The 13949-nt window shown below is 70.1% G+C and carries 10 protein-coding genes; 5 read left to right on the top strand and 5 right to left on the bottom strand.

The features are described 5' to 3' along the window. Positions 1 to 2: 2 nt before the first annotated feature. The 5 genes from VT85_RS20230 to VT85_RS20210 form a co-directional block, all read right to left on the bottom strand. Positions 3 to 1949 (bottom strand): hypothetical protein, encoded by a 1947-nt coding sequence (locus VT85_RS20230; RefSeq protein WP_068419468.1) that lies wholly within the window; start codon positions 1947 to 1949, stop codon positions 3 to 5. A gap of 78 nt (positions 1950 to 2027) precedes the next feature. Next, positions 2028 to 2819, bottom strand: a complete 792-nt coding sequence (locus tag VT85_RS20225) for a glycosyltransferase (protein ID WP_082858764.1) — start codon at positions 2817 to 2819, stop codon at positions 2028 to 2030. Next, a complete protein-coding gene (locus tag VT85_RS20220; protein WP_068422386.1) occupies positions 2819 to 3841 on the bottom strand; it encodes an NAD-dependent epimerase/dehydratase family protein in 1023 nt (340 codons plus the stop codon). The genes VT85_RS20225 and VT85_RS20220 overlap by 1 nt, the downstream gene beginning before the upstream one ends. A gap of 137 nt (positions 3842 to 3978) precedes the next feature. Continuing rightward, the gene (locus VT85_RS20215; protein ID WP_068419466.1) at positions 3979 to 5193 is read right to left on the bottom strand and encodes a nucleotide sugar dehydrogenase; all 1215 of its coding nucleotides are present in this window, start codon (positions 5191 to 5193) and stop codon (positions 3979 to 3981) included. Positions 5194 to 5558: 365 nt separating this feature from the next. Then, positions 5559 to 6596 carry a hypothetical protein gene (locus VT85_RS20210; protein WP_156512973.1) on the bottom strand — a complete coding sequence of 346 codons (1038 nt, stop codon included), beginning with the start codon at positions 6594 to 6596 and terminating at the stop codon, positions 5559 to 5561. A gap of 198 nt (positions 6597 to 6794) precedes the next feature. On the opposite strand from VT85_RS20210, the gene VT85_RS20205 reads away from it, so the two are divergent. The 5 genes from VT85_RS20205 to VT85_RS20185 all read left to right on the top strand — a co-directional run bounded on the left by VT85_RS20205 (position 6795) and on the right by VT85_RS20185 (position 13834). After that, entirely contained in the window at positions 6795 to 7574 is a 780-nt protein-coding gene (locus VT85_RS20205; protein ID WP_156512972.1) for an ankyrin repeat domain-containing protein, read from the top strand. Between the two features lie 101 nt (positions 7575 to 7675). Beyond that, positions 7676 to 8158: a cupin domain-containing protein gene (locus VT85_RS20200; RefSeq protein WP_068419460.1), complete on the top strand. Its 483-nt coding sequence runs from the start codon at positions 7676 to 7678 to the stop codon at positions 8156 to 8158. A 31-nt stretch (positions 8159 to 8189) separates the two neighbouring features. Then, positions 8190 to 8960 (top strand): MBL fold metallo-hydrolase, encoded by a 771-nt coding sequence (locus tag VT85_RS20195; RefSeq protein ID WP_068419458.1) that lies wholly within the window; start codon positions 8190 to 8192, stop codon positions 8958 to 8960. Between the two features lie 147 nt (positions 8961 to 9107). Further along, the gene (locus VT85_RS20190) at positions 9108 to 10337 is read left to right on the top strand and encodes an SGNH/GDSL hydrolase family protein (protein ID WP_068419456.1); all 1230 of its coding nucleotides are present in this window, start codon (positions 9108 to 9110) and stop codon (positions 10335 to 10337) included. Then, positions 10334 to 13834: a PVC-type heme-binding CxxCH protein gene (locus VT85_RS20185; protein WP_082858762.1), complete on the top strand. Its 3501-nt coding sequence runs from the start codon at positions 10334 to 10336 to the stop codon at positions 13832 to 13834. Before VT85_RS20190 ends, VT85_RS20185 begins: the two co-directional genes overlap by 4 nt. Positions 13835 to 13949 lie beyond the last annotated feature (115 nt).

Here is a 13949-nt window from a genome sequence, read left to right as displayed (position 1 = left end):
CCTCAGCGGGCGGCGGGTCGCTCGCCGGTGGTCGCCACGGCGGCCGGCGACGGCGCGGCGGCCGGGCCGGATTTCCAGGCCGTCACCCGGATGTCGGGCTTGAGAAAGCCGCTCGGGTCGTGGAACGAAACCCCCACGACCTCGTCGGCGGCTCCCTCATGGAACAGCCGGACGACGCCGTTCACGTCGCGCGGCAGGCTGCTGACGAGGAATCCGCCCGCCGCGTTCTGCCAGACCAGCCGATGATTGGCCGCCTCCCCTTCCTTGTACTGGACCCGCATGACGGGCGGGTCGACCTTGTAGAAGAGGGCCGTCAGCTTGCCCAGGAGCGACAGCTCGAACTTGGCCTTGAGGAACACGAGGCCCTCGCCGGCGGCTGGCGGCGAGTACGACTTCGCGAAGGTCATCGGGGTCTCCTCCAGCCGTTCCGCGCCCCGCCATCGGGGCTCGGCGCGGCGCTCGAGGAGCAGGAGGTCGCCGTCCCCCTCGACGCAGTCGTACCAGCGATACATCTCGATCCAGGTCCGCGAGTCGACGACGCAGGGGTGCTCGAAGTCGATCGCGTAGTGCGAATAGAGGATGAACTTCGGGGCGCGGGGGCCGCGATAGTGCTCGGCGCACATCTGGTCGAGCCGGGGCGTGTAGGCGGTGTACGATTGGAAGACCGGCCGGGGCCGCCAGTTGAGGTCGTTGGCCCAGACGAACGAGGTCTCCCACGGATAGACGTCGACGCTCTGCGACCCGATCCGGTCGCGCATCGCGGCCGGCAGGGCCCGCTCCTGCTTGAGCTTGGCGTCATAGTTGAACATGTTCGACCGGGTCTGCCCCAGGTTGCAGAGGGCGATCCAGTTGGACGCCCCCCGGGTCACGACCTTGAGGGCCGACGTGGGAGCGTACCAGAACCCCGAGGCCAGCGCGAGCGCCACGGCGAGGGTGGCGACGGCCCGCGTCCGGAGCGTCCGGCTCGCGGCGGGGAGCACCAGGGCGGTCAGGCTGACCATCACCGGCCAGGAGGCCAGGAAGTGGCCGGTCGACTGGCGGACGACAGCCCCCTTGTAGAGGACGAACATCGGCACGAGCATGATCGCGAACGCCGGCGCGAGCGCCGAGCGTCGCGCCAGGCTGACGAGGAGGCCGATCACCGTGAGCGACAGCATCGCGACGACCGCCCTCACGCTCGTCGCCGGGTCGTCGACGGTCATCTGCGACGAGTAGGCCGAGGCCAGGTCCTTGGACGCCTGGAGGAACGGCCAGAGGGCGCTGAGCGGGCCGCCGTAGATCCGGAAGAAGAACGCCATCGAGCCGAAATACACCAGGCCCAGCAGCGCCACCCGGAGCAGCACGCGGGGGCTGTGGTCGCGGGCGATCCGGAACAGCACCCACATCCCGAGCGAGCCGGTGCAGGCGACGCCGACGTTGAACTTGGTCAGGATCGCGGCCCCGGCGAGGAACGCCGCGGGGATCGCCCAGGAGGGCCGGCGGTCGAGCTCGGCGAGCAGGAGGAACCCGGCGACGGGCAGGATGGTCACGCCCGTGAGGGCGAAGTTGAACTCGTTGTCGAGCGCGATCCCGCTCATGGCCATCGTCGCGGCGAAGACCAGCGGCGTCAGGTAGCCCTTCACCCGGAAGAGGAGGAGGCCTACCGAGGTCCACCAGAACAGGTGGAGACCGAGGCGCAGAATCACGGCGTGCACGTTGAGGCTGCCGTATTCCTTGGGCACCAGCGCGAAGCCGAGAGGGCCGTAGGTGAAGACGAAGTCGCGACCGTGGACGAGCCCCTTGGCCGCCGAGAGGTGCAGGGCGGTGCCCCAGGAGGGGTCCAGGCCCACGCCCATGTGCGAGATCCACATGGGGATCGTCACCAGGACGAAGGCGACGAGCAGGAGCACGCGCCAGGCCACGCCGATGGCGGTTTGCGCCTCGGCCTCGTTCCGCTCGGTTTCGATCATGGACCCATCCTTTGAGTCGACTGGAGGTCCCGCGCCGAGTCGGGGCCTCGCGGATCCGCCCCGTCCTGGGGCGGGCTTTCACCTGGCGCGGTTGGTCGCCCGCCGCAGCGGCGAGACGAGGGCGTACCCGTACCAGTAGAGATAGCGAGGCAGCCACTTCATGAGCTGGAAGCGCGACTCCCCGGCCGTGCGGTCACGCCAGGTGCTGGGGGTTTCGGCGATGGGCACGCCGAGGCGGAAGGCCTTTGCGGTCAGCTCCAGGGCCAGCTCGAAGCCGCCTGTGCTCTCGATCCCCATCTCGCGGACGAGGGCCGCGTCGTAGAGGCGGAAGTTGTTGGTCGCGTCGTGGGTCGGGAAGCGGGCGATCGTCCAGAGCGACTGGCCCGCCAGGCGGCTGAGGGTCCGCTTGAGCAGCGGCCCCCCCTCCTGCTTCCCACCCTTCATGTAGCGGCTCGGGCAGACGACGCGGTGGCCCTGCTCGTACAGCTCGAGCATCCGGGGGACGACCCGGAGGTCGTCCGAGAGGTCGGCCATGACGATCAGGGCGGGCCCCTCGCCGACCTCGTCGAATCCGGTCTTGATCGCGCCGACGACGCCCCGACCGTGGCGGTTCTTCACCAGCCGCAACCAGGGACGGTCCTTCGCGAAGGCGGTCGCCACGGGGACGGTCGTGTCCTCGTCGAAGTCGTAGACGACGTGAAGCGTGTACGGCCGGGGGACGTCGCGCTCGATCTCGGCCAGCAGCGCGGGGAAGTTCTCCCCCTCGTTGTAGACCGGCACGACCAGGGCCAGGGGCTTGTCGACGCGGGGGCCCGCCCCGCTCGCGGCGAGGCGGTCGTCCCGTCGGGCTTCCGTCGTCTGCGACGTCATCAGATGACTCCGGCTTCGAGCTGCTTGCCGACCCAGGGGATGACCTCGTCGAGGATCTCGTCGAGCGGCGTGTCGGCCGAGAAGCCGATCAGGTCGCGGGCCTTGTCGACGGTCGGGATCCGGCACTGCACGTCGTACTGGAACGGCTTGTCGGAGACCGTGCGGAAGGGCTTCCATTCGCCGTGGATCTTCTTCCAGATCAGCTCGGCGAGTTCCAGGACGTTCGTCGAGGCCGCCGTGGAGAGGTTGAAGTCCTCGTTCATCGCCGCCGGGTGCTCGACGCAGAGGCGGATGCCCCGGGCGAGGTCGCCGCCGTAGGTGTAGTGGCGGACCTGGGAGCCGTCGCCGAGGATGTGGAGCGGGTCCTGGCCCTTGAGGACCTTCTGGACCAGGTCCGGGACGACGTGGCTCATCGCCAGCTTGACGTTGCCCGAGAGGATCTCGACGTCGCACTTCGCCCGGCGCTCGCCGATGCCGACGCAGTTGAACGGGCGGGCGATCGTGAAGGGCAGGCCGTACTGCTCGTACGCCCCCTGGGCGAAGTACTCCACGGCCAGCTTCTGGAAGCCGTAGGTCGAGGCCGGCGGCGGGCAGGCCCGATGTTCCCCTTCGCGGCTGGGGAACCGGACGGCGTTCTCGAAGACCATCGACGACGAGATGACGGTGATCTTCTTGAGCCTGGCGTGCTGGTACGCCCAGATGGCCGCGTCGAACGTCGAGGCGGTGATCCGCTCGTTCTCGGCCAGGAGGTCGTAAGCGAACGTGTGGAAGTAGCTGATGCCGCCGATCATGGCCGCGCCGGCGATGATGTGATCGCAATCGGCCAGCAGTTCCTTCATCAGCCCGACGTCCTTGGCGTCGCCGCGGACGAGCTGGTAGTTCGGGTTGTCCTGGCTGGCCTGCTCCAGGTCGCCGTACTTGGAGAAGTTGTCCACGCCGACGACCTGATGGCCGTTGGCGAGCAGCTCCTCCACGAGATAGCCGCCGATGAACCCGGCCGATCCTGTCACCATGATCTTCATGCAACGGTCCCTCTCGGGCCTGGCGTCGGGCGCGAGGCCGAACTCGATACGGAGAATTCCGGAGTCCGGCCGAGCGGCCGGCCGGTCGATCACTCGGATCGGGACGCCCGACGCGGCCCGTCCCTGGGTCCTCGGCGTCAGGCGGCGTTGGCGGTCCGGGGCTCGGCGCCCTCGGTCGACGTCCGCTTCAAAAAGTTGAAGACGTCGATCGTCGGCTGGCGGGGGGTGAGCCCGCGGTACTCGTCGTGGCAGGCCCCGAGGAACAGCACGTCGGCCTCCTCGAGCGCGGTTTCGAGCGAGACGAACGAGGGGTCTTCGATGTAAGGGTCGGTGCAGAGTACCTTCCGGCTCTCGAACGTCAAGACCTTCCGGAGCTTGTAGGCGAGCGAGTCGCGGGGGTCGTCGCTGTTCCCCTTGAACGCCATGCCCAGGATCGCGACGGTCGCGGTCGACAGGTCGTAGCTGGCCTTCGCCGACTCGACGAGGAACGTGGGCAGCCCCTCGTTGATCATCATCGCCGCCTGGCCCAGCACGAAGTCGTTGTGGTTGAACGCGGCGAGCTGCATCGTGTCCTTGAGCAGGCACGGGCCCCCCGCGAACCCGGCCCCCGGGAACCCGGCCATGCGCGGATAGTCGGTCGTCATCGCCTTGCGGACCCGGTCGAAGTCGGCGCCGAACTTCTCGGCGATGACGTAGAACTGGTTGGCGATCGCGAAGTTGATGTAGCGGTAGCTGTTGCAGAACAGCTTGCAGAGCTCCGCCTCGACCGGCGGGATCTCGATCTGCTTCGCGCCGAGGAGGGCGAACAGGGCCGAGGCCCGCCGCGCCGCCGAAGGCGTGACCCCGCCGATGATCTGGGGGAGGCTCCCGGTCTCCTCGAGCGCGTAGCCCTGGGCGATCCGCTCGGGGCAGTGGGCCACGTCGATCCGCAGGCCGCGCTCGCGGGTCCGCTTGTCCAGCCGGCTGGTGACGCCGGGGAAGACGGTGCTCCGGAGGATCAGGAGCTGGCCGTCGTGCATCCGGCCCAGGATCGACTCCATCGCGCGGTCGAAGGTTCGGACCTCGGGGCTGAGGAACTCGTCGACGGGGGTGCCGATCGTGACGACGACGGTGTCGCTCCGGCCGACCGCGTCGGGGTCCATGGTCACGGTCAGGCGGCCGTCGGCCAGAACTTCGGTCAGGGATTCGTCGGCGCCCCGCTCCAGGAACGGCATCCGTCCCTCGGCGACGCTTCGCACGCGGGACTCGGTGTTGTCGAGCAGGGTGACCCGCGCGCCGGCCGTCGAGAGGGCGATGCCCAGCGGGAGGCCGATGTGGCCGCAGCCCCCGACGATGCAGACGGAGTGTTTCATCTCGAAAATCCCTTCTCGGAGATCGTTTGCGGGGCGTCGCGAGGGGACGTAGGCCGTCTCGGCGGGCTTCGCCGATGTGGGCCTCGCACCCCGGGCCGTCCGGCCCTCCCCTCGGAAGCGACCTGTCGCTCGCATCCTTGCCAGCTTCGGTTGATCTCGACCCGGAGGGACGGCCCATGACCGACCCGTCGGGCCGCTCGGCCCGGTCTCCCGGCGACGTGGCCGGGCCTCTGCGACTCCCGATCGACGCACGGAGTCGGACTCCAGGCGCCGTCGGGAGCGTTTCATACCCTTATTCCATCGGTTCAACAAGACCGACGCTTGATCTTAACCGCTGCAACCCGAGCGACCGCCGGGGAGGTCGGTCACCACCGCCTCCCGCGCCGTCCTCTCAGGGCCGACTGGTCCCAGTACCAGGGCGCGCTGACGCGTTGGAAGACCCGGAATCCGGATCCGAACACCACGAAGATCATGAACAGGAAGATCAGCGGCATCAAGGCCGGCAGGATCGCCAGGAGCAGTCCCAGGACCCAGAGCGCCACCCAGCCCTTGATGATGAGACCGACGACGTCCATCACCCGAATTTTCGATCCCAGTTCCTGGAGCTTCCCGGCCGCGACGACCAGGTCGTCGAGGATCGTCCGCGACGGGGACGCGGAGTCGAAGCCCGAGCGGGGCCTGCGAGGAGCCGACGGCTCCCGAAGGTCGGCCAGGGAGTCGCGCGAGCCCTCGATCAATTCGGCCGCGCCGATCGGATCGGTCGTGAGGATCCGCTCCGCCTCCTCCAACTCATGATTCACGACCCGCAGCTCGCGGCTGTAAAGGTCCCCCGCGCCGCCGGAAGGCCCGCCCCCGCCGACGCGGATCGAAACCGCCGACGCCTCACGACGGGCGTCCTTGAGCGCCTTGGCCGCGACCTCATGGGCCAGGTTGAGGCGGTCGAGGTTCGTCTTGCAGACGCTCGAATCGCGCAGCAGGTCTTCCAGTCTCCCCGTCGACAACAGCTCGCGGGCTTCCTCGCTGGGCCGCACGCTGAAAGTCGAGGCCGATTTCAGCCTCGCCTCGGCCCGGTTCCAGACCTCCATCACAGCCAGCCAGCGCTCCCAGAGCCGGTCCAGGTCGCCGGCCACCTGCTCGTAAAGCGCCTTCGTGGCTCCGGCCATCGGCTCGACGAAGTCGGGATCGGTGCTCGGCAGGGTCTTGTGCCGGGTCCGCAGCGCGTCGATCTGGTCCATCAGGCCGACGGCCTGCTCGCGGAAGCTCCGGAACTGCTCATCCGCGGTCGCCCGAATCTGGCGGTTCCGCCGATACATCGCCACGAGCGCCGCCACGCCGAGGCCCCCGAACAGGAGGATCAGGATCAGCGGCAGCCGGATCTCCGGCAGGACGGACATGGACCCCATCGACGGTCTCCCCCTCGACTCGAATGGACCTTCGCGACGCCCCCGCGCGGGCCGACGGGATCACTTCGTCGTGGTTGGTCGGGCGTTGGACGAAATCGCCGGCGACGGCGAAAATCTCATTGTCGTGCGAAAACCGTTCCAAAACGCTAGGCTAGGATAAATCTCTCACCGCCTCGACCCCAGATCTGGAGACGATGGATGAAGATCACCTGCCGAGTCCGGGGGGCTGTGTGGGATCCGGAGACCGACCGCGAAGCCCCGATCCCGGACGGCCTCGACGGCTCCCACTTCGAGGATTTCGCGCTGGAGCCTTATCTGGACGAGGAGATCGCCGACCTGGGCGTCGTCGGCGGCGAGATCCGCGCCGTCGTCCGGGACGGGTCGGCGGCGATCCAGATCGAATTCCACGCGCCGGAGGCCCTCGACGACGAGGCGATCGAAGCCCTCCGGGAGTTCGCCTCGGACCAGATGTCGGACGGAATCGGCGAGCACGGCTTCGACGTCGTCCTGGACGGCCGCGGCTGGCTGCTCGTCCCCGCCGGCGGCCCGATCGAGGTCGAGCAGGTCGACGACGGCCGCTACGTCCCGCCCCCTTCCGCCGTGGCGATCGCGGCGCGAGACGGCGACCTGGACGGCCTGCGGCTGGCCCTCTCCGACGGCGGGGCGGACCTCGACGCCACCCATCAGGGATACACCGGGCTGCATCTCGCGATCATCTACGGCCAGCCCGAGACCGCCTTGCTGCTGATCGACCAGGGGGCCGACCCCGGCAAGCTGGACCCCTCGGGAGACGCCCCCCTGGACTCCTGCGCCCTGTCCAGCTCGCTCGACGACGAGGACTCCGCGCGGGTGGCGGAGGCGCTGCTCGCCGCCGGGGCCGACCCGGACCGCGTGGGCTCCACCGGGGGGACGCCGAGGATCCTCGCCGAGCTTCGCGGCAAGCCGAAGCTGCTGGAGGTGCTCTCCTCGCGGCGATGACGGACGGCCGGCTCGCCTCGGTTCCGCCGCGAGCGCTCGCCGATTACCATGGGGAGCCCCGGCCGATCGCCCGGGACCACCCACGAACCGGAGTCCACCCCATGCCGCGACGCTCGCCGTTCTTCCGCGCCTCGAACCTCGTCCCGAGCCTGCTCGCCCTGACCCTGGCCGTCGGCTGGGCCTGGCGCGAGACGGTCCATGCGCGGGAAGGGAAGCCCGTCACCCGGTCGCAGACCGTGAACGTCGAGGACGTGGCGATGTCGGTCTACCTCGATGAAGGGAAGCCCGTCGGCCAGGTTGGGCTCTATCTGGAGGGCGAGACCCAGGCCAGCGCCGGCCTCGTCACGGGCCGTTTCGTGATCGACCCGGGCAAGTCGCCCCACCCGCCCCACGTCCACCCCGACGAGGAGATCCTGATCGTCGAATCCGGCCACGGCGAGATCTTCTGCGACGGCAAGACCACGAAGGTCGGCCCCGGCTCCGTGATGTTCTCCGCGCCCGACGTGCCGCACAACATCACCAACACCGGCGCCGAGCCCCTCACGTTCTACTTCATGAAGTGGCTCCCCAAGAAGGCGAAGTGAACCCCGCTCCGCTCGGCTCCGCGAGGCCGCCATGCTCAACGTCCACCACCTCAACTTCGGCACGCTCCACGTCCCGCCGAACCCCAGGGCGAGCTGCCACGGCCTGCTGCTGGAGCATGAGACGGGCCTGGCCCTCGTGGACGCCGGGATCGGGCTCCAAGATTGCCGGCGACCCGAGGAACGCCTCGGCCGCGCGCTGATCGACGCGTCGGGGTTCCAGTTCGACGAGTCCGAGACGGCCATCCGCCGCGTGGAAGCCCTGGGCTACCGGGCGGACGACGTCAGGCACATCATCCTGACCCACGCCGACCCGGACCACGCCGGCGGGCTGGCCGACTTCCCCGACGCCGACATCCACATCTCCGAGGAGGAGTACGCCAACCTCCTCCGGGGGAACCCCCGCTACGCCCCCGCCCAGTTCGAGCACGCCCCGCGCTGGAAGGTGCACGCGAGCGAAGCCCGGTCCTGGTTCGACCTGCCGGCGCGGCGGCTGGACCTGGGTTTCGATTCGGAAGTCCTGCTCGTGCCCCTTTTCGGCCACACGCTCGGCCACTGCGGCGTGGCCGTCGCGGTCGGCGACCGCTGGCTGCTCCACGTCGGCGACGCCTACTACCTGCGGGCCGAGCTGGCCGACGACCATCACCCCATCTCGGCCCTGGCCGCGATGCGGGCCGACGACGACGCGATGCGTCGAGCGAGCCACCAATCGCTCCGTCGGCTCGCGGCCGATCATCCCGACCGGATCGCCCTGTTCGGCTACCATGATTTCGGCGAGTTCCCGGCGGAGTCCGTCGTCCGTTGAGCCGCCGCTCTAGCGGGGGGGCTCGACCCGGCGGCGGCGGGGCGTTAGATTGCTTCCATGCCCCGTGATGGAACCCCGACCGCCGAGCGTCCCGCCGATCCTCTACGGCCCGACGCTCGCCCTCCCCGTGATCGTCGGAGCGCGACCGTGCCAGCAGCCCGCCCCTCGCCAGCCCGGACCCTGGTCGCCGGGCTCCTCCTTCTCACAGCCCTGGCGTCGCCCTCGACGGCCGTCGCCGAGCCCCCGCCCCCCTGGGAGTTCCACGACGGCGACCGCGTCGTCCTCGTCGGCGACACGTTCATCGAGCGCGAACAGCGGGACGGATATCTCGAAACCGTCCTCGTGCTCGCCAACCCGGACAAGAATCTGACCTTCCGCAACCTGGGCTGGAGCGGCGACACGGTCCGCGGCCTCTCCCGCGCCGGCTTCGACCCGCCGGAGGCCGGCTTCAAGCAGCTCGTCGAGCAGGTGACGACGGCCAAACCGACCGTGCTCGTCGTCGGCTACGGCATGGCCGATTCGTTCGACGGCGAGGCCGGACTTTCGCGGTTCGTCGAGGGCTACAACGCCTTTCTGGACGCCGTCGCGCCCACCAAGGCCCGGCTCGTCCTCCTCGCGCCGCTCCCCCACGAGGCCCTGCCGGCCCCGTTGCCGGACCCCTCCGCGCACAACCGCGACCTGGAACGCTACGCCGACGCCGTCCGCAATATCGCCAAGGAGCGAGACGCGGCGTTCCTCGACCTGTTCCATGCGGTCCAGGAGGATCGCGAGCGGCGCGTGAGGACGGACGACGGCGCCTCCACTCCCGACACCGACAACGGCATCCATCCCACGGCGATCGGCTTCTGGCGGCTGGCGAACCTGCCCCTCCTGAACCCCCTCGCCGGGTCGGTCGGCTTCGCGGATCTTCGCGACAAGCTCGCCGAGCAGGACGGAGCCCGGCACGTCGCCGACGACGCCCGCCTCCCCCTGCCGGCCTCGCCCGAGTCGGGACTGTCGCCGGACGAGGCTCGCACTCTCCAGCCGAAGAACCTGAAGCCCGGCCGGTACACGCTCAAGATCGATGGCCGCGCGGTGCTCACCCGGGACGCCCAGGAATGGGCCGAAGGCCAGCTCCTCCCCCCCGGCCCCGAAGCGGAGCAGGTCGAGAAGCTCCGTCAAACGATCGTGGCCAAGAACCTTCTGTTCTTCTATCGCTGGCGGCCCCAGAACATCACCTACCTGTTCGGCTTTCGCAAGCATGAGCAGGGGCGGAACGCCGTCGAGATCCCGCAGTTCGACCCGCTCGTCGAGGCGAAGGAGACGGAGATCGCCGAGCTTCGCAAGCCCGTCCCGCACACTTACGAGCTGGTCCGAGAGAACGAGGCGTCCCGATGAGCATCCGATCCCGGCGCGGGAGCGCCTTCTCGTGGAACAACGCCGCCGCGACGTCGGCCCTGGCGTTCGCCGTCCTTTTCCTGTCCACGTCGTCCGCGTCACGCGCGCAGAACGCCGTCGGCCCGCCGCCGGACCCGGACCCGGAGGTGGAACGCCAGTCGTTCATCGTGGCCGACGGGTTCGAGGTCAACCTGTACGCGGCCGATCCCCTGATCGCCAAGCCGGTCCAGATGAACTTCGACGCCGCCGGGCGGCTCTGGATCGCCAGCTCCGAGGTCTACCCCCAGATCAAGCCCGGCCAGGAGGCGAACGACAAGATCCTCGTCCTGGAGGATAAGGACGGCGACGGCCAGGCCGAGTCGACCACCGTCTTCGCCGACGGCCTGCTGATCCCCACCGGCCTGGAGCCGGGCGACGGCGGCGTCTACGTCGCCAACAGCACCGAACTGCTCCACCTCAAGGACACCGACGGCGACGGTAAGGCCGACTCCACCCGCGTGGTCCTCTCGGGCTTCGGCACCGAGGACACCCACCACCTGCTGCATACGCTGCGGTGGGGACACGATGGGATGCTCTACTTTAACCAGTCGATCTACATTCACAGCCACCTGGAGACGCCCCACGGGGTCCGTCGGCTCAACGGCGGCGGGATCTGGCGGTTCCGCCCCGAGACGATGGAGCTGGACGTCTTCATCCGGGGGCTGGTCAACACCTGGGGCCACCAGATCGACGCCTGGGGCCAGTCGTTCGCGACCGACGGCGCCGGCGGCGAAGGGATCAACTACTGCCTCCCGGGCGCATCCTACGTCACGGCGGTCGACGCCGTCCGCATCCTCAAGGGGCTCAACCCCGGCAGCCCCAAATACTGCGGGCTTGAGGTCGCCAGCGGGCGGCACCTGCCCGACTCGTGGCAGGGGAGCCTGCTCACGAACGACTTCCGGGGCAACCGCGTCTGCCGGTTCGTGATCTCCGACGACGGCGCCGGCTTCGCCTCGCGCGAGCAGTCCGAGCTGATCAAGACCACGCACGTCTCGTTCCGGCCCATCGACGTCCTCATGGGCCCCGACGGCGCGATCTACATCGCCGACTGGTACAACCCGATCATCCAGCACGGCGAGGTCGACTTCCGCGACCCCCGCCGCGACCACACCCGGGGCCGCATCTGGCGGGTCACCGCCAAGGACCGCCCGCTCGTCGAGCGGCCCCGGCTGGTCGACGCCGACGTCCCCCACCTGCTCGAAGCCCTCAAGGCGCCCGAGGAGTACACCCGCCGCCAGTCCAAGCGCGTCCTCAAGGAGCGCGGGGCCGCCGCCGTCGTCCCGGCCCTCGCCGCCTGGGTCGCCGCGCTCGACTCGGCCGACGCCGACTTCGAGCGGAACCGGCTGGAAGGGCTCTGGACCTATCAGGCGCTCGACGTCGCCGAGCCCGCGCTGCTGGACCAGGCCCTCGCCTCGAACGACGCCCGCGTCCGCGCCGCGGCCGCCCGGATCGTCCCCTTCTGGAAGGGCCGGGTCTCCGATCCCGACGCCCTCCTCGCCCCGCTCGCGACCGACGAGAACCCGAGGGTCCGCCTCGAATCCGTCCGCTCGCTGGCCCGGATGCCGAGCGAGAAGGCGGCGTCGCTGGCCTTCCAGGCGCTCGACAAGCCGGTCGACGGCTTCCTCGACTACGCCCTCTGGCTGACCGCCCGCGACCTGGCCCCCGCCTGGCTCCCCGCCGTGCAGGCCGGCCGCTTCGACTTCGACGGCCACGCCGCCCGCCTCGTCTTCGCGCTCCAGGCGCTGGGCTCGCCCGATGTCCTCCAGCCGCTCCTGACGCTGTACAAGCAAGGCCGCGTCCCTCACGAGCAGGACGCCGCGGCGCTCAACCTGATCGCCGCCGTCGGCGGGCCGCCCGAGCTGGGCCTGCTGCTGGACCTGATCGAGAAGAAGGACGCCATGCCGACCGCGCGGCAGGCCGCCTTGCTCAACGCCCTGGTCCGCGCCGGCCGGGAGCGCAAGATCGTCCCCGCCGGCGACCTGGAGCGGATCGCGCCGCTCCTGTCCCAGCCCGACGAGGCCCTGCGGTCGGCGGCCGTCGCGGCGGTCGGTGCCTGGAAGGTCGGCGGCCTTCGGCCCCGGCTCGCCGAACTGGCCCTCGCCGCCGACTCCCCCGCGTCCCTCCGCATGGAGGCGATTCGCGGCCTGATCGCCTTCGGCGACGCCGAATCCACGCGACTGGTGGCCGGGCTCGCCGAGCCCGGCGCCGATCCGGTCGGCCGGACGCTGGCGATCGCCAGCCTCGCCGGCCACGATCCGACGGCCGTCGCCGACCGCGCAGCGTCCTGGATGTCCGAGCTGAAGGCCGACCGCCTCGGCGAGGCGCAGGCCGTCCTCAACAGCTTCCTCGACCGTCGCGACGGGCCCGCCGCGCTGGCGAAGGCCCTCGACGCCGTCAAGCTCGACTCCGACCTGGCCAAGCTCGCCGTCCGCGACATTCGCGCCAGCGGACGCTCGGCGCAGGACCTGATCGACGCCCTCGCCCGTTCCGGCTCGCTGAACGACGCCAACCGGACCTATTCGACCGAGGAGAAGTCCGCGATCCTCGCAGCCATTTCCCAGGGCGACCCCGCCCGGGGCGAGGCCGTCTTCCGCCGCGAGGCGATGACCTGCCTCAAGTGCCACGCCGTCGCCGGCGCCGGCGGCCAGGTCGGCCCCAGCCTGGAGAGCATCGGCGCCAGCGCCCCCCTCGACTACCTGCTCGACTCGCTCCTGGAGCCGAACAAGGCCGTCAAGGAGAACTACCACGCCACCGTCGTCGCCACCGACGAGGGCCGGATCGTCACCGGCATCCGCGTCCGGCAGACCGACTCGGAACTGGTCCTCCGCGACGCCGACGATCAGGAGATCGCCGTCCCCCTCGACTCGATCGAGGAGCAGAAGATCGCCGGATCGATCATGCCCGCCGGGCTTGTCGACCCGCTGACCCAGGCCGAGCTGGTCGACCTCGTTTCCTTCCTCTCGCGACTCGGCAAGATCGGCGACTACGCGGTGAGCCAGGATCGCATCCTCCGCCGCTGGCGCGTCCTCGCCGCCACGCCGGAGGCCGCCACGGCGATGATCCGGACCAGCCTGGAATCCGTGATCCAGAACGAGTCGCTCGGCTGGAAGCCGCTCTACGCCAGCGTCGGCGGCCGGCTGATCTCGCAGGAGCTGCCGGTGAACCCCCGCGTGAACGCCGCCCCGCCGATCGCGCTGGTGCGGACCGACGTGGAGGTCACGACGCCCGGCCCGATCCGCCTCAAGTTCGACTCGGCTCGCGATCTCGCGTTCTGGGTCGACGGCCGCCGCGTCGAGCCCGACCCGGGCTCGCCCGACGCGCTGACGCTCGATCTCGATCGCGGCGTCCATGCGGTCTACGTCGCCTTCGAGCCCGGCCGCCGCGAGGCCGGCGTCCGCGGCGTCCTCGAAGACGTCGAAGGCTCCCCCGCGAAGGCCCGCCCCGTGCTGGGCAAGTAACCCTCATGCTCCTTCGCCCTTCCTCGTCGCGGGGAAGGGCGGGGGAGCGATCCGGCACCTCTCGGAAAGGGTCGACCATGCCCGATCAGCCGCCAGGCCCGCCCGCGCCGACGCC

It is taken from the genome of Planctomyces sp. SH-PL62, from assembly GCF_001610895.1.
GTDB lineage: Bacteria > Planctomycetota > Planctomycetia > Isosphaerales > Isosphaeraceae > Paludisphaera.
This window is presented reverse-complemented; position numbering and strand designations above follow the sequence as displayed.

Bases quoted from the DNA above. Each gene is read 5' to 3' on its own strand.
- VT85_RS20230 (WP_068419468.1), bottom strand. From the start codon at position 1,949: ATGATCGAAACCGAGCGGAACGAGGCCGAGGCGCAAACCGCCATCGGC.
- VT85_RS20225 (WP_082858764.1), bottom strand. From the start codon at position 2,819: ATGACGTCGCAGACGACGGAAGCCCGACGGGACGACCGCCTCGCCGCG.
- VT85_RS20220 (WP_068422386.1), bottom strand. From the start codon at position 3,841: ATGAAGATCATGGTGACAGGATCGGCCGGGTTCATCGGCGGCTATCTC.
- VT85_RS20215 (WP_068419466.1), bottom strand. From the start codon at position 5,193: ATGAAACACTCCGTCTGCATCGTCGGGGGCTGCGGCCACATCGGCCTC.
- VT85_RS20210 (WP_156512973.1), bottom strand. From the start codon at position 6,596: ATGGGGTCCATGTCCGTCCTGCCGGAGATCCGGCTGCCGCTGATCCTG.
- VT85_RS20205 (WP_156512972.1), top strand. From the start codon at position 6,795: ATGAAGATCACCTGCCGAGTCCGGGGGGCTGTGTGGGATCCGGAGACC.
- VT85_RS20200 (WP_068419460.1), top strand. From the start codon at position 7,676: ATGCCGCGACGCTCGCCGTTCTTCCGCGCCTCGAACCTCGTCCCGAGC.
- VT85_RS20195 (WP_068419458.1), top strand. From the start codon at position 8,190: ATGCTCAACGTCCACCACCTCAACTTCGGCACGCTCCACGTCCCGCCG.
- VT85_RS20185 (WP_082858762.1), top strand. From the start codon at position 10,334: ATGAGCATCCGATCCCGGCGCGGGAGCGCCTTCTCGTGGAACAACGCC.